Source organism: Plantibacter sp., from assembly GCF_059073635.1.
Genome location: NZ_JCACOF010000010.1, coordinates 582669 through 608411, shown reverse-complemented (window position 1 = coordinate 608411; position 25743 = coordinate 582669). Strand labels below are relative to the sequence as shown.

Annotated in this window: 20 protein-coding genes; 5 read left to right on the top strand and 15 right to left on the bottom strand. The window is 64.7% G+C overall.

The features are described from left to right. Window positions 1–120 precede the first annotated feature (120 nt). Genes AC5JOC_RS15065 through AC5JOC_RS15040 form a run of 6 tightly spaced genes read right to left on the bottom strand, consistent with a single transcriptional unit; the run spans window position 121 to window position 8322 of the window. Window positions 121–1947 carry a family 43 glycosylhydrolase gene (locus tag AC5JOC_RS15065; RefSeq protein WP_494246713.1) on the bottom strand — a complete coding sequence of 609 codons (1827 nt, stop codon included), beginning with the start codon at window positions 1945–1947 and terminating at the stop codon, window positions 121–123. Next, the gene (locus tag AC5JOC_RS15060) at window positions 1944–3140 is read right to left on the bottom strand and encodes a family 1 glycosylhydrolase (protein ID WP_494246712.1); all 1197 of its coding nucleotides are present in this window, start codon (window positions 3138–3140) and stop codon (window positions 1944–1946) included. The genes AC5JOC_RS15065 and AC5JOC_RS15060 overlap by 4 nt, the downstream gene beginning before the upstream one ends. Continuing rightward, the gene (locus tag AC5JOC_RS15055) at window positions 3137–4009 is read right to left on the bottom strand and encodes an ATP-binding cassette domain-containing protein (protein WP_494246711.1); all 873 of its coding nucleotides are present in this window, start codon (window positions 4007–4009) and stop codon (window positions 3137–3139) included. Before AC5JOC_RS15055 ends, AC5JOC_RS15060 begins: the two co-directional genes overlap by 4 nt. Further along, entirely contained in the window at window positions 4006–5814 is a 1809-nt protein-coding gene (locus AC5JOC_RS15050; RefSeq protein WP_494246710.1) for a dipeptide/oligopeptide/nickel ABC transporter permease/ATP-binding protein, read from the bottom strand. Before AC5JOC_RS15050 ends, AC5JOC_RS15055 begins: the two co-directional genes overlap by 4 nt. After that, window positions 5811–6752 (bottom strand): ABC transporter permease, encoded by a 942-nt coding sequence (locus AC5JOC_RS15045; protein ID WP_494246709.1) that lies wholly within the window; start codon window positions 6750–6752, stop codon window positions 5811–5813. Before AC5JOC_RS15045 ends, AC5JOC_RS15050 begins: the two co-directional genes overlap by 4 nt. A 58-nt stretch (window positions 6753–6810) precedes the next feature. Next, complete coding sequence (locus AC5JOC_RS15040) at window positions 6811–8322, bottom strand: ABC transporter substrate-binding protein (RefSeq protein WP_494246708.1); 1512 nt, start codon at window positions 8320–8322, stop codon at window positions 6811–6813. A gap of 186 nt (window positions 8323–8508) precedes the next feature. Between AC5JOC_RS15040 and AC5JOC_RS15035 the strand changes: the two genes are divergently transcribed. Continuing rightward, a complete protein-coding gene (locus AC5JOC_RS15035) occupies window positions 8509–9510 on the top strand; it encodes a substrate-binding domain-containing protein (protein WP_494246707.1) in 1002 nt (333 codons plus the stop codon). A gap of 80 nt (window positions 9511–9590) precedes the next feature. Here the strand turns inward: AC5JOC_RS15035 and AC5JOC_RS15030 are convergent, their stop codons facing one another. The 6 genes from AC5JOC_RS15030 to AC5JOC_RS15005 all read right to left on the bottom strand — a co-directional run bounded on the left by AC5JOC_RS15030 (window position 9591) and on the right by AC5JOC_RS15005 (window position 18022). Beyond that, window positions 9591–11255 carry a CocE/NonD family hydrolase gene (locus AC5JOC_RS15030; RefSeq protein WP_494246705.1) on the bottom strand — a complete coding sequence of 555 codons (1665 nt, stop codon included), beginning with the start codon at window positions 11253–11255 and terminating at the stop codon, window positions 9591–9593. Between the two features lie 15 nt (window positions 11256–11270). Further along, window positions 11271–12065: an alpha/beta hydrolase fold domain-containing protein gene (locus tag AC5JOC_RS15025; protein ID WP_494246704.1), complete on the bottom strand. Its 795-nt coding sequence runs from the start codon at window positions 12063–12065 to the stop codon at window positions 11271–11273. 193 nt (window positions 12066–12258) lie between these two features. Then, window positions 12259–14754: a glycoside hydrolase family 2 TIM barrel-domain containing protein gene (locus AC5JOC_RS15020; RefSeq protein WP_494246703.1), complete on the bottom strand. Its 2496-nt coding sequence runs from the start codon at window positions 14752–14754 to the stop codon at window positions 12259–12261. A 3-nt stretch (window positions 14755–14757) separates the two neighbouring features. Beyond that, on the bottom strand, window positions 14758–15777 hold the full coding sequence (locus tag AC5JOC_RS15015) for a Gfo/Idh/MocA family protein (protein WP_494246702.1): 1020 nt from the start codon (window positions 15775–15777) through the stop codon (window positions 14758–14760). Further along, window positions 15774–17036 (bottom strand): glycoside hydrolase family 1 protein, encoded by a 1263-nt coding sequence (locus AC5JOC_RS15010; protein WP_494246701.1) that lies wholly within the window; start codon window positions 17034–17036, stop codon window positions 15774–15776. The genes AC5JOC_RS15015 and AC5JOC_RS15010 overlap by 4 nt, the downstream gene beginning before the upstream one ends. A 23-nt stretch (window positions 17037–17059) precedes the next feature. Further along, window positions 17060–18022 (bottom strand): MFS transporter, encoded by a 963-nt coding sequence (locus AC5JOC_RS15005; RefSeq protein ID WP_494246700.1) that lies wholly within the window; start codon window positions 18020–18022, stop codon window positions 17060–17062. Window positions 18023–18118: 96 nt separating this feature from the next. On the opposite strand from AC5JOC_RS15005, the gene AC5JOC_RS15000 reads away from it, so the two are divergent. From AC5JOC_RS15000 to AC5JOC_RS14990, 3 genes are all read left to right on the top strand, one after another. Further along, window positions 18119–18409: a hypothetical protein gene (locus tag AC5JOC_RS15000; RefSeq protein ID WP_494246699.1), complete on the top strand. Its 291-nt coding sequence runs from the start codon at window positions 18119–18121 to the stop codon at window positions 18407–18409. A gap of 261 nt (window positions 18410–18670) precedes the next feature. Further along, the gene (locus AC5JOC_RS14995; RefSeq protein ID WP_494246698.1) at window positions 18671–19591 is read left to right on the top strand and encodes a LacI family DNA-binding transcriptional regulator; all 921 of its coding nucleotides are present in this window, start codon (window positions 18671–18673) and stop codon (window positions 19589–19591) included. Window positions 19592–19679: 88 nt separating this feature from the next. Continuing rightward, window positions 19680–21167 carry an MDR family MFS transporter gene (locus tag AC5JOC_RS14990; protein ID WP_494246697.1) on the top strand — a complete coding sequence of 496 codons (1488 nt, stop codon included), beginning with the start codon at window positions 19680–19682 and terminating at the stop codon, window positions 21165–21167. A gap of 83 nt (window positions 21168–21250) precedes the next feature. Here the strand turns inward: AC5JOC_RS14990 and AC5JOC_RS14985 are convergent, their stop codons facing one another. Beyond that, window positions 21251–21964: a hypothetical protein gene (locus AC5JOC_RS14985; RefSeq protein WP_494246696.1), complete on the bottom strand. Its 714-nt coding sequence runs from the start codon at window positions 21962–21964 to the stop codon at window positions 21251–21253. A gap of 401 nt (window positions 21965–22365) precedes the next feature. Continuing rightward, window positions 22366–23232: a hypothetical protein gene (locus tag AC5JOC_RS14980; RefSeq protein ID WP_494246694.1), complete on the bottom strand. Its 867-nt coding sequence runs from the start codon at window positions 23230–23232 to the stop codon at window positions 22366–22368. 470 nt (window positions 23233–23702) lie between these two features. Here AC5JOC_RS14980 and AC5JOC_RS14975 point away from each other — a divergent pair, with 470 nt between their 5' ends. Further along, window positions 23703–24209, top strand: coding sequence for a DUF6301 family protein (locus AC5JOC_RS14975; RefSeq protein WP_494246693.1), 507 nt, complete (start codon window positions 23703–23705; stop codon window positions 24207–24209). A gap of 22 nt (window positions 24210–24231) precedes the next feature. On the opposite strand, the gene AC5JOC_RS14970 is transcribed toward AC5JOC_RS14975, so the two are convergent. Further along, on the bottom strand, window positions 24232–25656 hold the full coding sequence (locus tag AC5JOC_RS14970; protein ID WP_494246692.1) for an MFS transporter: 1425 nt from the start codon (window positions 25654–25656) through the stop codon (window positions 24232–24234). Window positions 25657–25743: the final 87 nt, after the last annotated feature.

Sequence of the window (25743 nt, the reverse complement as noted above, 5' to 3'; positions counted from 1 at the left end):
GCCCGTGAGGCGCCGTCCTGAACGTCACTTCGATTGTGGGCGACCGCCGAGCGCTCGCCCACAATCGTGTCGAGGAGCGCGGCTCTCCCGCGCACCCCGGCTATTCGTGAATCTGCGGCTTCAGCCGAGCGAGGAGAGACCCTGGCGGGCAGTCGGTTCCACGCGCGTGGAATCGCCCGGGGTGATGCCGTTCTCATTGAACGAATCGACGGCGATCCAGTAGTCGTGGCCGGCGTTCAGGTTGGGGAGCTCGAGCGAGGTCTGTTCGTAGAGCAGCCAGCTGTTGTACAGCTTGTCCGGTGCGATGCCGTAGCGGACGTTGTAGCCTTGCGCGTTGCTGCTGGGAGCCCAGTCGATCTGCGCCGTGAGATCGTCGATCCGCCAAGCCTCAGGACCGACTTGGGCAGGTGGCGTGCCGTCACCGAGACCGAACACGCGAAGGCCGCTCACCGCCAGCGGCCCGTCGAACGGCATCCGCCCACCAATGAGTCGCACGAATCGAGCCCGTGCCGGTTCCTCGAGCACGAGAAACGCGTGCGGAGCCTCTTCCGACCCGGGGCCGTGGTCCACGACCGTCGTCCAAGTCTCTCCATCACTCGATACATCGATGTGAAAGTGGGTCGGTCGGTCGCCGCTGAACAGTGCTCGGTACTCGTAATCGAACTGCTGTCCCGAGTCCTGTTCCGGGGCGATCGCTGCGAGCTCGTGATCCGCGAGGTTCACCTGGATCGCGTGCACCGTCCGCTCGGTGTGGAGATCGAGCTGGAGCCACTCGCCGCATTCTGCTGTGTCAGCGACCCACCAGTCGCGAATGTTCTCGTTGACAGTGGACGCCGGGTCGTGTCCTGCTCGTGAGGAGGAGGCTGACGCCGCGGCTCCCCAGGATTGCAGCATCCACCCGGCAAAGGTGTCCGTCCACGGGTCGACGAGGCCATCTGGCACGATGGTCGGGTAGTCCGCGAAGTTCTGATTGCAGAACAGCACACCGTCGTCGTCGAAGCCTGCTGGGAAGATCCCGATCCGACGTTCGAACGAGTGGTTGATCGAGATGCGCATCGTCGCTGCATGCCACCAGTTGCCGTGCTCGTCCTGGAAGGTGCTTCCATGGCCCGCGCCGGTGATGAACCCACCTGGTTTCAGTGAGAAGGGACTGTGGGGCGAGTAGGTGAACGGCCCCAGCGGCGATTCAGCGACGTAGTATCCGTCGGCGTAGGTGTTCCACTCGGTACCGGGCGCGGAGTACTGCAGGAAGTACTGGCCGTCGTGCGGGGTCAACCATGCGCCCTCGATGAACGGTGCTGTACCGACGTGCTCGGCGATCAGACGTTCACGCTCGGTCTTCGGGACCGCGGTCACATAGTTCTCGCCGGTCTTCTCCCAACCGTGTTGTTCTGGCTGCCCGCGGATGAGTTCGACGACCTCGCCGACGGGGTCGAGCGTCTGCCGATCGACCTCTGTACCTCTGAGCGGCTCCGTGTTCGAGCATCCCCAGTAGAAGTAGGTGCGTCGGTTCGAATCCTGGAACAGGTGTGGATCCCAGAACGGAAAGCCCGAGCTGATCTCCACGAAGTCGTCTTCCAACGGGTCGAGGCTGCGGAAGTACGGGCTGTCGGTTGCGCGAGACGCGGAGATGACGAGGGCTCCGTCGATCTCTCGCACGTCCGGGGCGTAGTCGGCAGGCGGGAGCTTGTTTGTCGGGCGGTGTACCCAGGAGACGAGGTCATCGGAGTGCCAGAATCCGCCGGACATCGAGGCGAAGAGGAGGAAGCGATCCTGGAACCGGATGATCGAGGGATCGGCCGCCTCCCGGTGCACCGATCGATCGCTGCCCGTCACACGAACGTCCTGATACCGGTAGGCGAGGTTCACCGGGTTGCATGTCACTGCTGGCGTGCGCTTACTCATGAAGCTCCTTTGCAATTGTGTTGGGTCGTGCGAAGCCGTCACAGGCTGTTCCGCCGGGCGACCCCACCGAGCCACGCCAGACTTGGCCGCGGGTGGCGCGCGAACGTGGCTCGATCCACCGCGATGAGCCCGAACGTCGGCCCCCAGTGGCCCCACTCGAAGTTGTCGAGCGCCGACCAGTGCAGGTATCCCCGCACATCGATGTCATCAGCCATCGCGGCGAACATCCCCTCGAGCGCCCCAGTCGTGTACGCGATACGCCGCTCATCGTCGGCGGTCGCGATGCCGTTCTCGGTCACGACGATCGGGACACCGCCGGTGACCGCCCAGGTATGGCGGATGGCTATGCCGAGCGCGTCAGGTCGGTACGCGGTGCCGACGAGCGTGTTGGAGGGGTGCTCGGGGTGGGGGATCAGACCCTGGGGGCCGACCTCTTGAGCGGAGTAGGCCTGTACGCCGATGAAGTCGTCGCCGCGGGCGCCCTCGAGGTAGAGGTCTTCCCGGGCGTAGCGCTCTTCGGTCAGCACGTCCTCGTTGCCGACCTGAGCGAAGAGTGCGAGGTTCGCGACGGTCCAACCGACCTTGGCGGAGGTGTGGGCATGGAGGATGTCGCGAGCGGCATGGTGGGCTTCCACAAGACGCTTGCCGGTGTCGATCGGTGGTTTCGGCAGTTGTACGACCCCGTCGGTCTGGACGGTGGGGGACTCTATTGCTGCCTCCGTTTGACCGGTCATCATGGCACCCATGAGCGTCATCAGCGCGAACATGTTCGGCTCGTTGATCGTGCAGACCCATTCGACGCCGTCGAGGATCTCGCAGACCCGAGTGACGTACGCCGAGAAGCGGTCGATGGCGGTGTCGCCGAGCCACCCACCTTCTTCGATGAACCATCGCGGACTGGTGAAGTGGTGGAGCGTGACGACCGGGGTGAGTCCGAGTCGCAGGGCCGTATCGATCATGCGCCGATAGTGAGCCAGTTCAGCGATCGAGAATTCACCCGGGAGCGGTTCGATGCGCGCCCATTCGAGGCCGAACCGGTACGAGTCGAGCCCTGCCTCGGCAAGGAGCGTCATGTCCTCCTCATAGCGGTGGTAGCTGTCCACCGCGTCGCCGCTGTGTTCGAAGTAGGGCGAGAGCTGCTCGTATACCCACCAGTCGGCGTTGATGTTGTTTCCCTCGGTCTGGTGGGCCGCGGTGGAGGCGCCCCAGAGGAATCGTGGTGTCGAATCGTTCAAGAGCGAATGTCCTTCGTAGTCGTGCCGGCTGGGGTCGGTGAAGCAGTTCCGCCGCGAAGCCTGCTTCGTTCCTCGCGACGTTGTTTCTGACGGTCGGGGTCTGCTGTCGGGGCTGCGAGCAGCAGGCTGCGGGTGTATTCGGCTGACGGGGTTGATGTCACCTGACGGGTGTCGCCGGTCTCGACGAGCTCTCCGCGGTGCATGACCGCCACGCGGTGGCTGATGTGTCGAACCACGGACAGATCGTGCGTGATGAAGAGATAGGCGACGCCGGTCTCGCGTTGGATGTCGACCAGGAGGTCGAGCACACGGGCCTGGGTGGTCAGGTCGAGGGCCGACACCGGCTCATCGCAGACGATGAGCTTCGGTCGCAACGCGAGCGCGCGAGCGATCGCGACTCGCTGGCGCTGTCCACCGCTGAACTCCCGCGGGTAACGGTCGCCGCTGTCTGCAGGCAGACCGACTTGGTCGAGGAGCGTCGCGATGCTCTTGCGAGCATCCTCGGGTCGTGCCCCCTGGGCGATCATCGGCTCCGCCAGCGTGTCGGCGATCTGCAACGCCGGGTTGAGTGAGCTGTACGGGTCTTGGAAGATCACCTGGATGTCCCGGGCGAGCGGGCGACGCTTCTTGCCGGAAAGGTGGGTGATATCGGCGCCGTCGTAGGTGATCGTTCCTGCGGTCGGTGAGATGAGACCGAGCACCGCCCGTCCGATGGTCGTCTTACCGGATCCCGACTCACCCACGAGGCCGAGGGTTTCCCCGGCAGCGACCTCGAGATCGATTCCTCGGAGAACCTCGGGCGACTTCTGTCGGAATCCGCGGCTGGGGTAGCGCAGGCGCAAGCCTGCGACGCTGAGAAGCGGCGTCATAGCGATGTTCCTCTCTGGGCCGGTGCCGGAGGGGCGGGAACCGGATCGGTGCGTACGGTGTCCTCGTCGAGGATCGAGGCGATGAGTTCCTGGGTGTACGGCTGCGTGGGGGAGTGGAAGATCTCGCGGACCGTTCCGGTTTCGACCAGCTCGCCACTGCGCATCACGATCACGCGGTCACAGAGGTCGGCGACGACGCCGAAGTTGTGGGTGACGAGGAGAATGCTCATCCCGTACTCGTTCTGCAGATCGCGGAGGAGATCAAGGATCTCCGCTTGGACGGAGACGTCAAGTGCAGTCGTCGGTTCGTCTGCGATGAGGAGCTTCGGCCGCGACGCGACGGCGCCAGCGATGAGCACTCGCTGCGCCATACCTCCCGAGATCTGATGGGGGTAGGACTTGAACGTTCGAATGGGATCCGGAATGCCGACCCGTTCGAGCAGCTCGAGCACCGTGGCCTTCGCCTCCGTGCGGCTCATACTGCTTGAGAGCCCCTCGACCAGTTGACTTCCAACCGTGAAGGATGGGTCGAGGTTCGACATGGGCTCTTGCGGGATGTAGGACACCACGCCGCCACGGATCTTGCGCATCGCGTTCGCATCGGTGTGCAGGAGCGACTCACCGGCCAGCGCGAGGACATCGGCTGAGACCCGAGCCTCTCTCGGCAGCAGACCGAGGATCGAGAATGCGATCTGAGTCTTACCCGACCCGGACTCGCCGACCAGCCCCAGGATCTCCCCGGGCAGGACGTCGAGGGAGACACCCCTCACGACAGAGCGCAACGACCCGTCTGCTTGTGGGTACTGCACTCGGAGCCCGCGCACCTTCAGCAGGCCATCGTCCACGAGTTGTCCCGCATCAGGACCGGCCGCGATGGGCTCCGCTGCAGTGGGAGCGTCCGTCTTGCGGCGCCGCTTCAACGGCGCCGCCTGCTCGGTCAACACGTCCCTGTAGGCGTTTCCGAGCAGGACGAGAGACCCAGTCAGCAGTGCAAGGAACAGGCTCGGCCACACCAGCTGGAGCGGATAGACGTAGATGTTCACGAACGCGTCCGCCGTCATGCTGCCGAAGCTCGGAACTTGCGTGGACCCGAGACCGAGGAACGCGAGTCCAGCCTGCGTGCCGATTGCGGCGGATGCGAGGAATGCGGCCGAAATGATGATCGGGCCCCGGACGACGTACAGGATGTGCCGAGACAGGATTCTGCGGGGAGACAAGCCTGCGACGCGCGCCGCGTCGACGTAGAGCTCGTTTCTGACGCCGATGACCTGGTTGCGGACCAGGCGGAAGATTCCGGGGGCGAGGAAGAACCCGAAGATGACCATCATCGCCTGATAGGTTCCGCCGGTGACCGGGTACAACATGATCACGAGCACCAGGGCCGGGAAGGTCATCACCAGGTTGAAGACCCAGGAGGTAACGGCATCCGTGCGATTGCCCACGTAACCAGAGATGAGCCCGAACACGGTTCCGACGATGGCTCCCATCGAGGCCCCGATCGCTCCGGAAATGAGGGAGACACTGATTGAGGAGAGGATACGCGCCCAGATATCGCGTCCGTACTGGTCCGCTCCGAGTGGATACCCCGGAGTTCCGACGGGGGCATTGGTGTTCTCGAGCGAGCTGAAGTTCGGGTCGTGCAGGCTGAGAACAGGAGCGAGGATCGCAACGGCGATGAGCGCCGTCAGAACCAGCAGGGGGAGGACTCCGAGCGGTTTGCGGAGCAAGCGGCGGAAGGCACCGGCGCGTTTGGTCGTGCTCGGGATGGATACCGACGTGTCGGCTGGGGGGACGATGCCGGTCATGCCACTCGCGCTTTCGGATTGAGCCAGCCTGCCGCGATATCGACGATCAGGTTGACGATGACAACGAGGATGATGCTGAACAGGGTGACCCCGAGCATCGCGGGGAGGTCGCCCTGGATGGTGGCGGTGTAGGCATAGGTGCCGTACCCGGGGAGAGCGAAGATCTTCTCGATGAACAATGCGGCTCCGAACATGGAGATGAACTGGAGCGAGAACGTCGTGAGCGCCGGCCCGGAGGCGTTGCGCAGGGCATGGCGCAACAGGATCGACCGCTCGGAGACTCCACGACTTCGCAGCGTACGGACGTAGTCACGGCCGAGTTCGTCGATCATCGAGCCGCGTACCTGCGCTGCCAGCGCGGCGATGCCGCCGATGGCCAGCACGATGGCGGGGAGGATGACCGAACCGAACCAGCCCGTCGGTGACTTCTCGATCGGGACGAAGCCGATCGCCGGGACCAACTTCAATGTGACGGCGAACACGAACACCATGACGATGCCGAGGATGATCGCCGGGAAGACGAAGGAGATGGTCGAGATCGACTGCAGGATGACATCGAGCGCACCTCGTCTGGCCGCGGAGGCGACGCCGAGCGCGAGGCTGATGATCAAGGTGATGATCGCCGCGAGCGCGACGACGGACAGGGTCACGGGAAGACGGTTCGTCATGGCTTGGATGACGGGTTCGTTCGAGAAGAACGACTTCCCGAGATCGCCCTGTGCGACGCCGATCACCCAGTTGAGGTACTGCTGGAGCACGGGCAGATCGAGGCCCAGCTGGTGGTTGAGGGCGGCGATCTGGTCGGCGGAGGCGGAGGGGCCGAGAATGTTCCGGGCGACGGGGATATTCGCGCCGTAGGTGAGGAAGAAGGTGATGGCTGTGACGATGACGATCAAGATCAAGCCAGCGCCGAGCCGGCGGAGTACGAAGAGGATCACGAAGTTCTCCCGCGCTGACGGCGCGGAGCAGGAGCTCCGCGCCGCCAGCGCCTGTCGATTAGTTGGATGCGAGAGTGAACGGGCGGAGGTTGATCGACGAGCCCGGAGTGTATGAGACGGCGGTCGACACGACGTACAGGCCCGAGGTGTATCCGAGCGGGGCGAACCATGCCTGGTCGATGAGGTACTGGTTCACGGTGCGGAATGCGTCGCCGCGCTCGTCAACGGGTGCTGCGTTCGCCGTGGCGAGCAGCGACGTCAGTTCCGGAGTCGTCGTGTTGAAGGGATTGAAGACTCCGGTGAGATTTGCTCGCGCATCGCTCGCGTCGTCCCCAGCAAAACCGTTGAAGAGGAAGAACATTCCGTAGTTCCCCGCAAACACCTTCGCGTAGAAGTCCTGGAACGGAACGGTTTCCCAGGTGACGGTGATGCCGACGTCCGCCAGTTGCTGGGCGATCGTCGATTCGTACGTGGTCGAGAGGAACGTGCTCGGCATGGTGACGGCGAAACCATCCTCGTAGCCGGCCTCGGCAAGAAGTTGCTTCGCCTTCTTGACGTCATATCCCGTCTCACTCAACAATCCTTCATCGAACGCCTCGCCATCCGGGTTGAAGACCTGGTTGGACGGGAACGTCGTGCCCTTGAGGATGTTGTCGGCCACGCCCTCACGGTCGAGCGCGAGGTTGATCGCCTGGCGCACGCGGACGTCGCCCAACGCAGGGACGACCGACCCAGCACGATCGGCGAGCCAGAGACCCGCGACGGCCGTCGGAATTTGATTGCCGATGGTGTACTTCGTCTTGTCCGAGAACGTCGCAGAAGCCTCCGGGGAGATTGCCGCGTAGTCGATCTGGCCCGACTGGAGTGCGTTCTGCACCGCGGTGGGGTCTGGGATGACCTGCACGGTGACCGTCTGGAAGGGGTAGCTGTCCTCATCCCAGTAGTCAGGGTTGCGCTGCAGCGTGTAGACCGATCCCACGGTCGTCTCTTCCTGATCCAACGTGTACGGGCCGGAGCCAACGGGCTCGAGCTGGGAGCTCTCATCCGTGAGTTTCCCTGGTGCACCGACGGCCCCCGCGTCGGACGCGAGGGTCGGGAGCAGAGCTGCGTCCGGAGCTGACAGCGTGATCGTGACGGTGGATGCATCCGTGGCCTCGACGCCCGAGATCGATGCCAGTCGCCCCGAGGTGGCTGGCGCTGAACGCGAAACCTCCAGAGAGGCCGCGACCGCTGCCGCGTCGAGTACTTCGCCGTCGGTGAACGTCTGCCCGCCTCTGACCTTGAGCGTGAGGACGGTGTTGTCGGCCGAGTACTCCCACGATTCGGCGACGGCTGGGATCAGTGTGCCATCGACATCTCGGCTGACGATCGTGTCGTAGACGCTCGTGAACAAGTAGGTTTCGCCTCCGGCCCAGTTGCCGATCGCGAATGATGTTGGAGCCGTCTGGGCGGCGAGCTTGAGGGTGGTCGTCGGTTCGTCGGTCGAGGTGCTCGCGGTGGAGCATCCGGCTACCGAGAGACCGACGGCGACGGCCAGAGCTGTGAAGCGGGCGGAACGAGTGAGTTTCACTGTGGGGGACTCCTTTGTCGGGACATGAACGGGGCGGGTGAGCGGACTCTCTCGCGCGTCCCGTATCACGAGACACTAGACGCAATTGGCACGTGACACTAGTTGTATTGTCACGTGACACGAAATGTTATTCACACGTAACACCGACCGGCCCAGCGACACGCAGCCTAAGATGGCGGGACGATCATGACTACCGCCAATGAAGCGCTCCTAGCCCGCCGTCCCGCCACTGCGCACGATGTGGCCGTTCGGGCGGGTGTGTCGCGTTCTACCGTCAGTTCCATCCTGAACGGCAACGGGGCCCGCTTTCTTGAAGAGACCCAGCGGAAAGTCACCGAAGCCGCCGCCGCGCTCGACTACCACCCGTCGCTCGCAGGCCGTGCATTGGTGAGCGGGAGGAGTGACACGATCGTGATCCTTCTGCCGAGCACGACGTTCGGCGGAAACCTCCAGGACGCCGTCGATCAGATCGCCGCAGACCACTTGGCCCCGCGGACCAACGTCGTCGTTCGTTTCGGGGGCGCCGACCATCGGGGGACGACCCAGGCGCTCGTCGCACTGCAACCCGCAGCGATCGTCAACTTCGGTGTGCTTGCGCCGGCGGACAGCGAACGCCTCCAGGCTCGCGGGATCGTCATCGTGCCTGATGAATCATCCGGTGCGGGGATAGGGGATGGCGGCATCGCCGCCATCCAGGCGCAAGCCTTGCTCGAACGGGACGATCGTGATCTCTGGTTCGTAGCGCTCGGTGATGAGCGATCGGATGCGTTCGGACCTCGGCGGTTCCAGGCGTTGGAGGAATGGTGTGCTGCGCATCGTCACGCGCAGCCTCGCCGGACGACGGTCTCGCTTGCGCTGCCGGAGGCGACCGCGTCCCTCGAGTACATCCTCGCCGAATCCACGCGACCGGTCGGTCTCGCTTGTTACAACGACGATGTGGCACTCGCCATGCTTGCGGCGGCTCGACGTCTGCGCGTCGGTGTCCCGGCAGAGGTGTCGGTCGTCGGGGTCGATCACACCGCGGTCGGCCAGCTCTGGTCGCCGGTACTCACCACCGTCGACACCGACATTCGCGGTCTGAGCCGGGCCATCTCCAGCGAGTTGCGCAGCCGACTCGCCGGCCTCCCCCTCGAACCTTCCGCGCAGTCGCCCATCTCGCTCACGTTGATCCACGGCGAAACGCACTAGCTCAAACTGGGTCCTTTCGGCCACTACTGCCAGTCCCCGACTCGCCCACGTCTGCTCCACGCGTCTCGATGGCCCGAAAGCTAAACGGGGACGATCTGCAGGTCGATTCGAGACGGATGTTTCGCGTCGTGGAGAATTCGTTGACGGGCGATGCGGATCCTGGTTCCCTCGTTCACCGGTTCACCGGTGTTGAGGTTCCGGTCCCAGCGGGGGAAGTTGCTTGAGGCGACCTGTGCGCGCAGTCGGTGGCCGGCCTTCACCAGGATCGACGTCGACCACAGGTCGATGGTCACTTCGTCGACCCGTCCCGCTTCTGTATGAACGCGGGTGATCCCGTCGACGATGTTCCTCGACACCCCTTCAGTGTCCACTTCGCACAGGCGGACGACCCAGTCGGTGGAGGGGCCGTCGGTGGCCGCGAACAGTGTTGCACCGATGCGACCGGTGATCTCGATGTCTTGGGCGAGTGGTGCGGTGGTGAACACCAGGACATCGTCACGCGCCTCGGCGGCTCGCTGATCGAACGGGCCGGCGGGGTAGTCCGAACCCATCACCAGGTTGCCACCACGCGTCATCACCGGATCGGCGGGGTCGTACACGTACGTGGATTCCGATGTTGTCGAGTCGGGTGCGTCCCACGTGAGGGCATCTTCCTCGCCGAGGTAGAGCGGAGTGGTGACGGCGCGGGCGAGGGGCCAGTCCGCTTCGGCGCGCCACTGGTTGGCTCCCATGACGAAGATCAGGACGCCTGATTCGTGGGCGCTTGTGGCAGGGGAGTCTCGCAACCAGTGGTCGTACCAGTCGAAGTTGATCTTCGAGATCGACTCGCCACCGGGGACGAGCATCCCGAAACCGAAGTTCACCTCGCCCACCTCTCCCTGGGTGGCGCCAGGAGCGAGTGAGGTGTGCGACCACGGCCCCACGATGAGGCGTGTGGTGGCTCCCTGCGCGCGCATCCCGATGTAGTTGTCCAACGATCCCTGTTGGAAGACGTCGTACCAGCCAGCGATGTTGAGCGACGGCACTGTGAGCTGTTCGTAGTGCCCTTCTACGCGTGAGTCGCTCATAGTCGACCGGTCTTCGAGAGCGCGAGCCACTCCGACATCGGGCATGCCGAGATCCACGAAGAACGGCTGTGCTGCGGCAGGCAGTTCCCAGAACTTCTCCTTCAGCGTCGCAAAATCGCCCAGCGCCTGCATCGCTTTCGGGAAGGCTACTTCCGGCGGGTAGGCGTGTGTGAAGTGAGAGAGCCCGTTCACGAGACCCCACCAGGTGTTCAGTCCGAGCTCGACGGCGCCGCCGCGGAACATCAGTCCGTTCTCCGGGTCACTGAAGGTGACCACTGGTGCCATCGCTCGAAGCGCTGGGGCGTCAGCGATCGCGCAACTCCACTGTGTGCTGCCCAGGTAGCTGCCCCCGAATGTGCCGACTCTGCCATTGCTCTTCGGGAGAGCCGCCGCCCAGGCAATCGTGTCGAAGCCGTCTTCGCGCTCGTGCTTCCATGGCATCCATTCACCCTCGGACTTACCGCTGCCGCGGGTGTCCTGGCGAACGACGATGAAGCCTGCAAGCAGAGCATCGATCGTCTCGAAATTCTGGATGGGTCGACTGTTCTTGTCGTACGGCGTGCGCTCCACCAGCACCGGGAACGGACCGTCACCCGCCGGCCACGCGACGTCTGCCCTGAGCACTGTGCCGTCCCGCATCTGAACCGGGAGATCGAACTTCATCGTGATGTCTGACATGTGGTGCAGGCTCTCCTAGTTCAGCTGCGCCAGCAGGAAGGTGCGAATCTGCTGGAGGTGTTCGCGGTCCTCGGGTGCAATGCCCCCGAAGAGGCCGTGCGGTCCGGCTTCCCAGACGTGCAGTTGTGTCGTCACCCCGGCGTTCACCAGCTTCCGGTGCAAGCGAACTGCGTCGGAGAGCAGCATGTCGCGGGTGCCGGAGGTGATGATCGTCGGGGGGAACGTGTTGTCGTATTCGCCGAAGAGCGGCGAGATGTACGGGTGATCAGCCGGGTACTCGGCCTTGTACGACTCGAGCATGTTTGCGAAGTCGTCGGGGTTCGTGCCCTCGGCGTTGGTGTACCAGCTGTCTCCCTGGAAGGTGAAGTCGGTGGGAGGTGACGCCAGTCCGAGAGCTGCGGGAACCGGGAGTCCTTCGTCTCGTGCACGCAAGGTCAGAGCGAGGGCGAGATTGGCTCCGCCAGAACCTCCCATGACGACGATGTTCCGAGGGTCATGATCTTGGAGGAGCTTGCGGTAGACGGCCATGCAGTCGTCGAGCCCCGCAGGGAAGGGGTCGTGCGGGAGCTGACGGTAGTCCATGCCCCAGGTCTGCAGACCCAGGTTCGCTGCCAGCAGCTCGGTCGACCGTCGCACGGTCGCGCCGCCGCCGAAGGTGAAGCCGCCGCCGTGCATGTTCAGCACGACTCGGGGGTCGTCCGGGGCCCACGACTCCGGTGTGGCGACGGTGAATCTGGCGCCGTTGATCGAGCGGTCGACGCTATGGACGGGTACGTCCGACGGGTGTGCTCCGACGGTGGCCATCGCCATGATCTCCATGATTGCCGGGTCTGTCGACGAGGTCAGCGCTTCGATCGCCGCCCAAGCTTCAGTGTCGGAAGCGGCGGGAGTGGGAACCGAGGGCTGCTCGTGGACCGCTTTGAGAGCCGCTTGCGCTTCAGGCGAGAGAGTGGTTGGGATGCGGGATTGTACTGACACGAAAGTGCTCCTAACGGTGAGGTTGTTAGTTGAAGACTGGGGACATCACGGTGTGGCTGACGCGTTGCTCGCGGACAGCGGACTCGTCGACCGCTTCCAGCGAGACGCTGACGCTGTCATAGCCGTTCGCGGAAACCATCACCGTGATGCTTCCAGGACCTGTTGGGCGCACTGCTGCGAGGAGGCGCCCGTCGAAGCTGGTGTGCTCGTCGGCGTCATAGCGTTCGGAATTGTCCGGCTTGGCGCTTCCCAGGCCCTGCAGGACTGCAGGACCGCTGACTTCGACGGTGACGGGTTGATTGACGGTCGTCGCGAGGGTCCCTACCGGGTCACGGAACTCGATCGCGATGAACGACAGTTCCGTGTCGTCCGCGGCCAGCGTCGTGCGGTCGGGCGTCGCGACGAGAGCGACCCCGTCTGTCACGGTCTGGAGCGCCGTCCGTGAGACCTCCGCTCCATCCCGGTAAGCGATCGCGATGATCTCTCCTCGCACATACGCGACCTCGAATGTGCAGATGAAGTCGCGATCCGGTCCGCATGCCTTCCGCCCTTGCGAAGCGCCGTTGACGACGAGCTCGATCTCGTCGGCATCGCTGTAGACCTCGACCTCCGTGCGGGCGTGATCGGCGGCATCCCAGGTCCAGCTGGGGAGCGTGTCGCTCCACGCCCACATCCCTGGCAAACGTGGGCGGCCGAAGTTCTCCGGTCGCTGAACAGCGATGAAGGGCTGCGTCCGAAGGCCGAACACGGTCTCCCGGTAGTACGACATGGTCCGGCGATGGCCGGTGATGTCCAGATCGCCCACCCATGCGGCGATCCACGGGAAAGGCGCTTCGAAGACGGGAGGTACGTCGGCGTATTGCACCCGCCCGATGCCCACCTCGCCGAGGTAGTCCCAGCCCGTCCACGTGAAGTCGCCGAGGATCTGTGGATTGTCCTCGACCAGTCGCCAATACTTAGCGATGCCGGGCGGGAACGTCTCGCTGCCGACCAGAATCCGGTCGGGGAAGAGGTCCTTGTCCATCAGGTAGCGACTGTCGCCGTAGTTCAGGCCGGCGACGTCGAGGACAGCGAATGACTCTTCCGTCTTCTCCGTGACGAGTGGAGACGCATTCACCTGACCCATGAAGTCTCCCGCCGAGTTCATGAGGCCGTTTACTCCGCCCTCGCTGTCCTGCGCCGCGTTGCCGGAGTGCGCGTGCATCATCTCGACTACCTCGCGGAGGGCTGCAACGAATCCGTTGATGCCGTTCGTGATGAAGCGAGTGCTGTCCAGCGACCGGACCTTCTCGGCGATCTGCCGGCCGAGGTTGGATCCGAGGGGGTCGCCGGTCTCGAGGATCTCGTTCCCGATCGAGTAGAAGATGACGCTTGGGTGGTTGTAGTTCTTCGCGACGAGCGCTTCGACGTCGCGCTCCCACCACTCGGGGAATGCCAGGGAGTAGTCGAAGGACGATTTCCCCTCGGTCCACATGTCGAACGTCTCGTCCATGACGAGCATCCCGTACCGGTCGCAGGCATCGAGCATGGCGGGGCTGAGCGGATTGTGGGAGCTGCGGATTGCATTGAACCCGGCCTCCTTCAACAGCTGGATGCGCCGTTCCTCCGCACGTCGGATCGTTGCTGCACCGAGGATCCCGTTGTCGTGATGGATGCACGCGCCGCGGAGCTTGACGGATTCGCCGTTGATCCGGAGCCCATGCTGAGGGTCGAGACGCAGCTCGCGGATCCCGAACGTGCTGGAGATCTCGTCCTGCGCATCGGTCTTCTCGAGGATCTCGGTTCGAGCGGTGTAGAGCGCAGGTGTCTCCACGCTCCACAACGATGGAGCGGGAACGTAGAGCCGTTGCCGGACGAGCACGCTCTCTCCTGCGCGGATCGTGGCGGGCGAGCTTCCTGCTGCGACCTGCACGCCGTCCGGGCCGTCGATTCGCGTGACGACCGTGACGGTCCGGGTTCGGAGGCTCTCGTTCCGCACCGTGATTCCCGCCACAACGACTGCGCGCTCCGCATCGATGTCGGGGGTCGTGATCTGGAGTCCGCCGTGTTCGACGTGGACGAGTCCGGTGACGGTCAGGTGGGTGTCGCGGTAGATGCCGGCACCGGTGTACCAACGGGAGTCGTCGTGTGCCCGCGCATCGACCCGGATGGTATTGGGTGCCCCGTAGCGGAGATACGGGTCGAGGGCGATCGTGAATCCGGCATAGCCGTTGGGGCGCTGACCGGCGAACACACCGTTCACGAAGACCATCGCGTCCCGATAGACCCCCTCGAATTCGAGGGAGACCTTCTTGTCCGCATAGTGCGCCGGAACGTCGAACGTCTTCGAGTACTCGAAGACGCCGCCGGGGAAGTAGGCTCCTCGGCCGCCCGACGTCGCGTTCTCGGAGCGCGGAAGTGTGATCATCGCATCGTGAGGGAGCGTGATCGGAACACCGTCGCCTTGAGGTGCCTGCAGTTGAGCGTATGGACTGACTTTGGCGCGGACCGTCCAGCCGGTGTTGAACGTGGTCGTGGTCATGGTTCAGCTCTTTCCGGACAGGTGCGCGAACACCTGGTCGATTGTCCGCATGACGGCGATGGTGTCCGCAGCGGTGTGGTCGGGGTGATGGTCGAGGCCGGCGCTGATCGCGTCGCGTACGGCTCGGAGCATCGGCCCGTAGCCGTTGCCCTCCCGCGGGTACTCGATCAGTTCGGGGGCCCTGAAGATTTGATGGGCGCTACCGGCGTGGACCTCCAGGTCCGTCGTCGCCCAGAACGGCGGGGTGAGGGTCAGCCAGCCCGCTTCCCCTCCGATCGACGCCGTGAGCTCGCTGAACTCCGCCATCGAACTGGAGCACTGCGCGAAGCGGCCGTCGGAAAAATCGAGGGTGAAGTGTTCGGCGACGTCCAAGCCGTCCTCTCGGACAGTCCCGGATGCCGTGATGCCGATCGGCTCGCCGAACACCGCGTGAGCGAGGGTGATTGGGTAGATCCCTTGATCCAGGAGCGCCCCGCCGCTTCGGTATACATCCCACTTGCTGCTGTTGCCGTCGGACGGGAAGGGGATGCCGAAGCTCGCGCGAAGGTTTCGGGGCTGCCCAATCGTTCCGTCGGCGATCTCTTGCTTCAGCCGGAGGAAGACGGGACTGAACTTCATCCACATGGCTTCCATGAGGAACACGTCGTGAGCGGCCGCGACGTCGAACAGCTCGGCGGCATCGGCCGACGTCATCGTGATGGGTTTCTCCACGAGGACGTGCTTGCCGGCTTCGAGAGCCTCGCGTGCCATTCGATGGTGCGTGGCGAACGGCGTCGCCAGGTACACGACGTCGACGCTGTCATCGGCCAGGAGAGCCGCGTAGTCGTCCGTGGATCGATCGATCCCGAACTCGGCGGCGAACCGAGCGGCGTTACCCGCGTCGCGGCTGTGCACCACGACCACCTCCACACCCTCGCAGGCCTGAAGGTCGGGCACGACGCTTCGTGAGATCGTTCCGGTGCCGATCGCAGCCCATCGCTGAGCACGAGCGGCACCGGACCGACTTGCGTCTGATTCCGTCATGGACGAAGTGACCCACCGTTGGTCCTGGCGACCTCGCCGAGCCAGTACGCGCTCGGCTTCGGAGTCCGGGCAAACGTCGTCCGGTCGACGGAGATCAGGCCGAACGTCTTCTCGAAGCCGTGTACCCACTCGAAGTTGTCCATCAGGGTCCAGTGCAGGTACCCACGCACGTCCAGGCCGTCGTCGAGGACCTCGGCGAGTCCCTCGAGAGCGCCGGTGGTGTAGTCGATCCGCTTCTGGTCGTCCGCGGTCGCAATGCCGTTCTCGGTCACCATCATCGGAGTGCCGTCGGTCGCCTCCCAGGTGTGACGCAGGGCCAGGCCGAGGGCGTCGGGCCGGTAGGCCCAACCGGTCTGGGTCAGCTCGGCGCCCTCCGGTGCGCCTTCGAGACCGTCGGGGCCGACGAGTTGGCTGGTGTACGCCTGCACACCCACCCAATCGTCATCCTTGGACGCCTCCAGGAACACGTCCTCCCAGACCCATTGGTAGCGGCTGAGGTCGCTCTCGAAGCCCGGCCGGGCGACGAGGCCTTGCACCGCGATCGTCCAGCCGACCTTCACCGACGTCCTCTCGTGGAGGATGGAACGGGCGCGCTCGTGGGCGGCGATCATCACCTGAGTCGGAGTGCTCTCAGGCTCCGGCATGGTGAAGGCGTTGATACCGGCGTCGCCGTTCACCGGAGCCATGGACTCGCGGATCTGGGCCATAAACGCGGCGGGGTCCGGGTGCTGCAGCGGCGCCGACATCTGGAACATGACGGCGAACATGTTCGGTTCGTTGATCGTCGCCACCCACGTCACCCCGTCGAGGATCGGGGCCACAGCTGCGACGTAATCCCCGAACCGATCGACCGCTTCATCGGATCCCCATCCGCCGGCTTGGGCGAACCAGAGGGGGCTGGTGAAGTGGTGGAGCGTGATGACCGGCTCGACGCCCACGGAGAGGCAGTAGTCGATGATCCGCCGGTAGTGCGCGAGTTCCGCTTTCGAGAATTGTCCCCGGGTCGGTTCGATGCGGGCCCACTCGATGCCGAAGCGGAAGGCCGTCAGTCCCAGCGACTTGACGAGATCGACGTCCTCCTTCCAACGATGGTAGAGGTCGAGCGCGTCACCACTACGTTCTGCGAACGAAGATCCGGGCAGCTGCTCGAGCGCCCAGAAGTCGCTGGTGGTGTTGTTGCCCTCGTTCTGGTGGGGCGCGGTGGAAGCCCCCCACAGGAATCCGGTTGGGAACTTCGACTCGGAGGTCGCTGCTGTCACTGTGCTTGCCGTTCTGTCGGTGGTCACTTCATGACCTGGACGCTGTGGGTGGCGAGGTCGGCACGACGACCTGCGGTGATCGGGAGGATCAGGAGGGCGCCAATGACGGCGACGACTGCGCCGACGATGTACACCACGGTGTAGTCACCGGAGCCCAATGCGAGGACGAGGCCTGCGGCGAAGGGTCCGATCGCCTGGGGGAGGGTGCTGCCGATGCCGATGATGGCGAGGAAGCGGCCGTTCTCGTCGGTGTCACGGGGGAGAACGTCGAGAGCGAGCGCCTGGTCCACTGCCCCGTAGACGCCGACCGAGAGGGAGAGCAGTAGGCCGCCGATGACGTACTGCGGGATGGTGGTCGCGGTGCCGGTGACGATCATGCTTCCTCCGAGCGCGACGGCGCTGAAGATCAGGAACGGCTTGCGAGTCTTCAACTTGTCGGAGAGATACCCGGACCCCACCGCGCCGAGGATGCCGGCGGCGACGCTGGCGAGACCGATGACTGCGAGCAGTGCCCCGACCTCGGCCGGAGTCAAGCCCAAGCGACTGGTGAGGAGGTAGACGCCGTAGAGACCCGACATCGAGATGGCGAGGAAGACGAACGCCTTACTGATCCACACCCACGCGAGGTTGGGGTATCGACGCGGGTTGAAGTAGAAGCCCTCGAACACCTTCGAGATCCGCAGCTCCGGCCGAGGGGTGTTCACCTGCGGGTCCCGCATGACGAGCGTGAAGAAGACTCCGCCCACGAAGGCGATGCCGGCGGGGAGCAGGAACAGCCCGACCGGGCTGGCGACGAGAGAGCCGGCGACCGAGATGCCGAGGATGGGCGCGATCTGAGTGATTGCTCCCAGGATTCCCATCACGCGTCCGCGCTGGAGCGCGGGAAGGTTGTCGCCGAGGTGCGTGTTCAGCATCGAGGATGCAATCCCGTACCCGGTGTAGGCGATGCACCAACCGATCACGAGACTGGCTACGTCCCCGGTCAACGCGATGAGTGCGCGAGCCCGACCAGGCCGAGGACGCTGCCGAAGAGCAGCCAGGGGCGTCGTCGACCGAAGCGGGAGCGTGTGCGGTCACTGAGCATGCCCGACGATCGGGGTCCCGATGACGACGAACAAGCCGGGAAGCCCGACCGCGAGGGCGAGAATCGCGTCGCGGTTGTCTGGCGCGACCTGAGCGACTCTGATCGCGAGCGAGAACGCGATCGGGACGATGAACGCGACGTACAGCGTGAGTTGGGCGATGTAGATCGCCAGGAGATAGCGGGTGCGCAGTTTCGGCAGATTGTCACCTGCGGCGTCGGACAGGGCGTCGCCGATGCGTTCGGCTCCGACCTGGATTGTCGCGGGCTGGCTCAGCGGGCAATCTCGTAGGCCTGAGGGTCGGGAGCAATGGCGACGAGGCGTCGTCAGAAGGTTCGCGTGACATAGATCAGAACTCCATTGTTGTGAAAGCCGAGGGACTTGCGGGTGACGGTCCCCGTGTCGGGACGTCGGGGGGAGCCCGACGTTGTTACGTGACAATACACACTGCAGGCCCTGTTGTCACGTCACACTTGGGGTAGGGTGAATGTGTTCCAAGGGGAGGAGTGAGCGTGGTTGCTACGAGCAAGGACGTTGCGCGCACACGCGGGCGTGTCCCGGTCCACCGTCAGTGAGATCCTCAATGGACGGGGCCACAAGTTCGCCACGGCCACTCGCGAGAAGGTCGAGCATGCGGCTCGTGAGCTGGGCTATCAGCCGTCAGCCGCAGCGAGGAGTCTCGTTCGGGGTACGAGTGACCTTGTCATCGCCCTGATCCCCGACACGACGTTCGGTGGGAACCTTCAGGACATCTTCGAGCGCGCAACAGAGGAGCTGGCGGCGCATGGCCTCACCCTGGTGCTCCGGCTCGCTACGCCTTCGGCGCAGTCCTTCGATCGACTGATCTCGTCGTTGAACCCCAGAGGTGTCCTCTCCCTGTCACCGTTCACGGCTCAGGAACGGCAGATCCTCCAATCTCGCGGGGTGGAGTTCTACGATGCTGCTCCGCCATCCGATCATCGGAGCCTGGACTACGACATCGGTCGGCTGCAGGCCCAGCATCTGATCGGACGTGGGCACAACAGGCTCGCGTACGCCCACTTGAGCGATGCTCGCCAGGACCCGTTCGGTGCCGATCGGGAGACCGGAGTCCGCGACGTATGTCGAGCCAACGGCCTGCCGGATCCCGTAATCCTCAGACTGGGGATTGATCGCGGAGAGGCTCTTGCCGCTCTCGATTCCATGGGTCGAGCGCCGTTCGCCGTCGCCTGCTACAACGACGACGTCGCTGCGACGCTGGTGGCGGCGGCCCAGATACGCGGCCGGAGCATCCCCCATGAGGTCGCCGTCGTCGGCATGGACAACACGCCGCTGTCGCAGGTCATGGTGCCGCGGCTCAGCACGATCGGGTATCCGGTCGATGGGGCGGCCCACGCCGCAGTCGCTGGCATCATCGCCGCTGTCAGCGGCAACCCCGCAGTGGCCAGGGACCGAAGCGTCCCTCTGCAAGTGATCGAGGGGGAGTCCGCCTAGACCCTCGGGCTCACGATCCGCCATCTTCGTCCACCAGCGTCAACGTCGCCGCTCTCCATCACCAGCTCACGACCGACTCGGAGAACGCATGCCTTCGCCGTCCACCTCTGCCGCCCCACGATCCGCACCCGCCGTGCCGCTTGCCGAGGAGCGCCTGCCGAAGGGGGCACCGCTCGTCATCGGACTCCTCGTGGTGGCCGCGTTCGTGGTCATCTTGAACGAGACGATCATGAGCGTCGCGCTGCCGAGTCTGATGGTCGATCTCGACATTCCCACCTCGACCGCGCAGTGGCTGACCACGGGGTTCCTGCTCACGATGTCTGTGGTCATCCCCACCACCGGCTTTATCCTGCGCCGCTTCACCATGCGCCAGGTCTTCGGTACCGCGATGACCCTCTTCTCCCTGGGAACCGGCATCGCCGCGATTGCGCCCGGCTTCGGTGTGCTGCTCCTCGGCCGCATCGTGCAGGCCGGAGGCACCGCCATCATGATGCCGCTGCTGATCACCACCGTACTCACGCTGGTGCCCGCGGCCCGTCGGGGGCGAATGATGGGCGTCATCTCGATCGTGATCGCCGTGGCCCCCGCCATCGGCCCCACCGTCTCCGGACTCATCCTCAGCACCCTCACCTGGCGCTGGATGTTCATCATCGTGCTGCCCATTGCGCTGATCGCGCTTGCGCTCGGACTCTGGAAAATCACCAACCTCACCGAGACGGCGAAGGTGCGCCTCGACCTCCTCTCGGTCGTGCTCTCGACATTCGCCTTCGGCGGCCTCATCTACGGCCTCAGCAGCCTCGGCGAGTCGGCCGAGGGCGGCGCCGCGCTGCCGGTCTGGGTGCCGCTCGTCGTTGGTGTTGTCGCCCTCGCAGGGTTCATCGCCCGGCAGATCGTGCTGCAACGAGCCGACAGTGCTCTGCTGGATCTGCGCACCTTCAAGACCCGGAGCTTCGTGGTGGCAGCGGTGATGATGACGGTGAGCATGATGGCGCTCTTCGGTAGCCTCATCATCCTCCCGCTGTACTTGCAGAACGTGCTTCGGCTCGGCACGCTCGAGACCGGCCTGCTCCTGCTGCCCGGCGGCGTCCTCATGGGCGTGCTCTCCCCGATCGTCGGTCGCCTCTTCGACCGTGTCGGTCCTCGACCGCTCGTGATCCCCGGAGCCTTCATCGTGAGCGCCGCGCTCTGGGGTATGGCCACGATGCTCCATGAGGGAAGCTCTATCGCGTGGGTGATCGGCGTGCACATGCTCCTCAACGCCGGATTCGCATTCATGTTCACCCCCCTGATGACCTCAGCGCTCGGCGCGCTCAAGCCATCCCTGTACGCCCATGGCAGCGCGATCACCTCCACACTGCAGCAGCTCGCTGGGGCCGCTGGGACAGCCCTGTTCGTGACGGTGCTCTCGACCACGACGGCGGCTGGCCTCGCTGATGGCCTCCCGGAGGTGACGGCGACGGCCGCGGGAGTGCAGTCCGCATTCCTTATTGGAGGCATCATCTCGCTCGCCGCGGTCGTGGCGTCGTTCTTCGTTCGGAGCTCGGGCGGCTCAAGCGCGGGCATCGTCGTCCACTGAGTGCGGCTCTCCGTCCGCCACCTGTCCGATCATGACCGAGTATCGAATGGGCAATCGGCGGGGATGGGTGGGGAAGGACACTTCTAGCGTTGCAGACCTTCGCTGGACACCGATCGTTGCGGCGGATGAGCGCCGCGGTGGGCGTCGTATGAGCGCGGTTCGAGGACTCTGCTCGAGAACTTCCGAGCCAGGCCTGTGAACCGTCCGTTCGACTTAACAGGCGGCTCCTCTGGGGCGTGATCCGATACACCCGACCCCCGTGCCTGTTGGCGACTGTCGCGGAGCTCCCGAAGATACTCCGCGGCTGGATCCTCGTCCGGAGTCCAGTCGATGAGACGGGTTGGCTCTCGCCAGCTCGAAGCGGATGTCGCGGTTTGTGGGCTCGCAAGTACGGCGTCTGCCGCAGCTTCGTGAACCTCGTCCAACGGGAGGTACAAGTCCGGACGCCAGAGCGGCCCGCCGGTCTGGGAGAGAACCTGGTCGATGCTCTCCAGTTGTTCATCGATCGCGGCATCTCGACCACTCCACGTTCCAGCCAAGACGTAGAACGTATCGAGCCAGGAATCGGGGTCGGGATCGACATCAAAGTATGACGCCCCGGTGAACCGGAGGAGCAGATCCAGCTGTGCCTTGACGACTCTGCGTTGAATATCCTCCTCAGCCTGACGTGGGTCGCTGTGGGCGTCCAGATAGAACGGACGGAGATCACCGAGTCGCATTCCATAGCGATAGGCCCTCACCCACCCATGCTGATCCTGGCTCAGGTCCGACGAGGGGCCGGTCTGTTCTTCGCTCATCCTGCGAGTCCCTCGCTCGAGTCGGCCAGGCTGGCTCGACGCCGCACGACACCACGAACGACGAAGGGCGAGGCCCCGAGGAGCATCGTGGCAGCAGCGCCTGCGGCGCGACACCGTGAGACGAGTTTACGAGACAGAATGCCGGCTGGGAGCTCCGCGGACTTTCGCGCCCGAGTGGGCTCGGTTGGGCGCGGCGCCATGTGTCTCGTAGACCTGTGCATTAATGAGCCGCCGGCAGGCAGTCGCATTGGCGACTTTAGTGCCCCCCGATGTCCCGGCTAGCGCGACGGGGGAGGCCTACGGGATTGAACCCCGGTTGTGATTTGGGCTCCATTCCGCGACCGACCTACTGCTTCGGGGAGGCGCACCCCCAAGAGACTCTTGCTGGGCTGAGGCTGGGCTCAGGGCTCTTTTGCCGACGGATCGAAGCGCTCCAGGCCACGCATTAGGATGTCGAGATAGCGACGGCTTTCTGTCTCGATCTGCTCGAGGAGTGGAACAACGTCGAATGTGGTGCCTTGATAGGTGACTTGGATCTTCATGGCGGGTCGTACATACAGGGTGCCCTTCATCCGAATTGGCCCCCCTGTATGCAGTGTCCCTAAGACAACGCCGTCGCCAAACTTAGCTCCGCCGTGCAGTTCGATTCTCAGCTCGGTCGGTGTGTCTTCGCTCTCGTACTCGAATGAACCGCCGATGTCGAGGTCCTGCACGTCAGCGAGAACCGTCAATATCTCGCGGTGCTTGTCTTGGATATCAAGGTCATGCAGCATCGATAGCACGGAGGTTCCGCCGGGCGGAGCGTAGTTGAAGGGCTGCAGTAGTCGGAGCCTACCCTGAAACTCAAGGGGGAGTTCATGTATCCAGCTCTTGAGGACTTTGCCCCACTGCTTCTCGTCTGTGCAGATAGGAAACTGAACGCTCCGTGGATTAGAAGGTTGGGCGCCATTGAAGTGCGCGAGGCCCCAGGCCGCAGCATCGAACGCGCTCCGGATGTTGTGTAGCGCATCCCCGAGGTCGAGTGACCATTCGTGCTTCGGGATACCTCGCGGCGCTCGGGCGACTAGGTCGATTCCCAGGCGATCCTCGCGGAGTATCGCCTCGATGGAAACTGGTGCACTTGCGTTCCACTCGCCGATCTTGGACTTGAGAATGGAGACATGCGAGCTGCCGCGACTCCACTTTAGGTCCGGCCATGTTGTGAAGTTGATGCCGCCCAACAAGGAGACGGGCAAGCTGGACTCGAACGCTGGAGTCTCGTTGATCATAGGTATGAGTATCACATCGCCGATTCGCTCTTCCGTAGCTCAATACTGTGATCGCTTCATGCCCGTAGCGTGTTCCTGCAATAAGGATGTCGGGGAATTCCATCTCCGCCGTCGCATGGACGGGTGCACGACGGTTGCGCGGCAGGGGGGTCTTTCATCCGACGAGCGAGGGGAGGGGGCGACGGTGTTCTCATTCGCGAGGCGCAGATGACAGCAACGCGGGACTGACATGACAAACTTAGGCGGACTCCTGGCTTAGAAAATCCCTGATCAGCGGGCTACCGCGGACGCCCACGGACCCCATCGCCCTCACTCGTAATGAGAAGGTCAAGGGTTCGATTCCCTTGGGCGGCTCCACCAGCATCACCCGGCCGTTGCCCTGGAAACCCCAGGTCAGCGGCTGTTCTGGTTTTCGGGAGGCTCCTCGTCCGCCGCCGAATCCTGTGCGGAGACAGCCGTAGGATGACCGGATGGGTGCACTCGCCAGAACCACGGACGCACAGATCGATGCCGTCTGCGAAGCCTTCACGTCGGTGTCGTGGCCGCTCGGTCGCGACGACTTCACGGCGCTCGCGGAGCGTCTCGGGTGGCAGCTCAAACTGGAGACGTCGAGCGGTGTGCAGCACCGTTCCGGGTATCCCGTGAACCTGCCGACCGTTCGTTCGCTCGTCGCAGATGAAGCGATCGCCCAGGTCGTGATCGCGGTCTCCGACAAGAGCGACGACCCCGGCGCGCTGCGGAGCGCCGCACAGGAGCTGCAGTCGGCGCTGAGCGCGCACCTTGGTCAGCCCTCCGGATCCCAGGGCGGAGACCCGTACTGGGAACTGGCGAACGGCGGCAGGATCTGGCTCAAGACGGTGCCCAAGAAGGTGCTGCTCGTCGTCGAAGGGCAGCGGTTCGCCGACGTGGAGCGGGGCGAGGAGCGGCTGGGCATCGACCCCGGCCGCACGCCGGGCGCCGGTGACGACACTGACTGATCCCGTCTGGTCGACTGCGGTGTCATGACGACCCGTCCGCCGGCCTGATGAACACGCTCGCGATCGCGGTGAGGAGGATGAGCGCCGCGGCGATGACGAGGCTGAGTTGCAGCCCGGCGATGAATCCCGTCGAGCCGGTGAGGAGCGCCCCGAAGACCGCGATGGCGACCGCACCGCCGAGTTGACGGAAGGTGTTGAACACCGCACTCGCGGTGCCGGCGCGCGATGCCGGGACGCTCGCGAGCACCACGGAGGTCACCGGGGGCATCGCCACGGAACCTCCCGCGGCGGTGAAGCACGCGAAGACACCCACCCAGATCGGCGACCCCAGGTGCGCAGTGGCGACGGTGCCGACGAGCCCGACCACCATGAGGAGCAACCCCGCCACGATCGGCACGCGCACCCCGAAGCGGTTGGCGACGGTGCCACTGACGATGTTGCCGACGACGGCGAAGAGGGCCGACGGAAGGAACACCAGGCCCGCGAGCAGCGGCGGCAGCCGGAGCTGCTGCTGCAGGAACAGACTCAGGACGAACACGGTCCCGAAGTTGCTCACCATGAACGCGAATCCGACGGCGAGGGCGATGCGCATACCGCTCGATCGGAACAGATCCAACGGCATCATCGGGTGCGCGCTCCTGGCCTGGATGACGAGGAAACCGACGATGCCGACCAGCGCGACGCCGAGGCTGGCGACCGCGACGGGACTGGCGAACCCGTCCGCCCCGCCCTCGATGAGTCCGAACACCAGCGCCGTCGACGCGATGAGCCAGACGAACTGTCCGGCCCAGTCGAACGGCTCGGGCCGTGACGGGGATGATGCGACCGTCCTGAGCAGCAGGAGCATCATGATGCAGACGGGCAGGTTGATCGCGAACACCAGTCGCCAGTCGAGCGTCGTCAACGCGCCACCGAGGACCGGCCCGAGCGCGGTGGCGACCGCGCCGCCGACCGCCCAGATGCCCAGCGCGCGAGCGCGCTCGCGAGCTCCCGGGAACGCCTCACGGATGAGCGCCATGGACGCCGGCAGCATCAACGCCGCTCCGGCACCCTGTAGGGCTCGAGCGGCGATGAGGACACCGATCGACGGGGCCACCGCACACGCGATCGACGTGACGAGGAAGACGGTGATGCCGACGCCGAACGCCCGCTTCGCGCCGAACCGCTCCGAGAGGTTGCCGGCGAGGAGCAGGAGGGCCGCGAACAGCACCGTGTAGGCGTCGATCACCCACTGCAGCGATGCCGTCGTTCCGCCGAGGTCTCGCGCGATGCTGGTGAGCGCGATGGTGACGATGAGGATGTCGAGGGTGATCAGGAAGAACCCGAGCGCAGCCAGCAGCAGCGTCAGGCGTTGTCGCGGCTTCCGGCCTTCACGGTCGGCGAGGTCGTCGTCCGGGGCCGGTGATGACACGCGGTGTGCTGCCGCGTTCCCGTGGTCGATCTGCATCCCTCGATCACACACCACCGGCGACGAAGCAGGGATACTCCGCCAGGGCACGTCTCAGGGCGGCGCGAGCACGGGAGACGCTGCGCG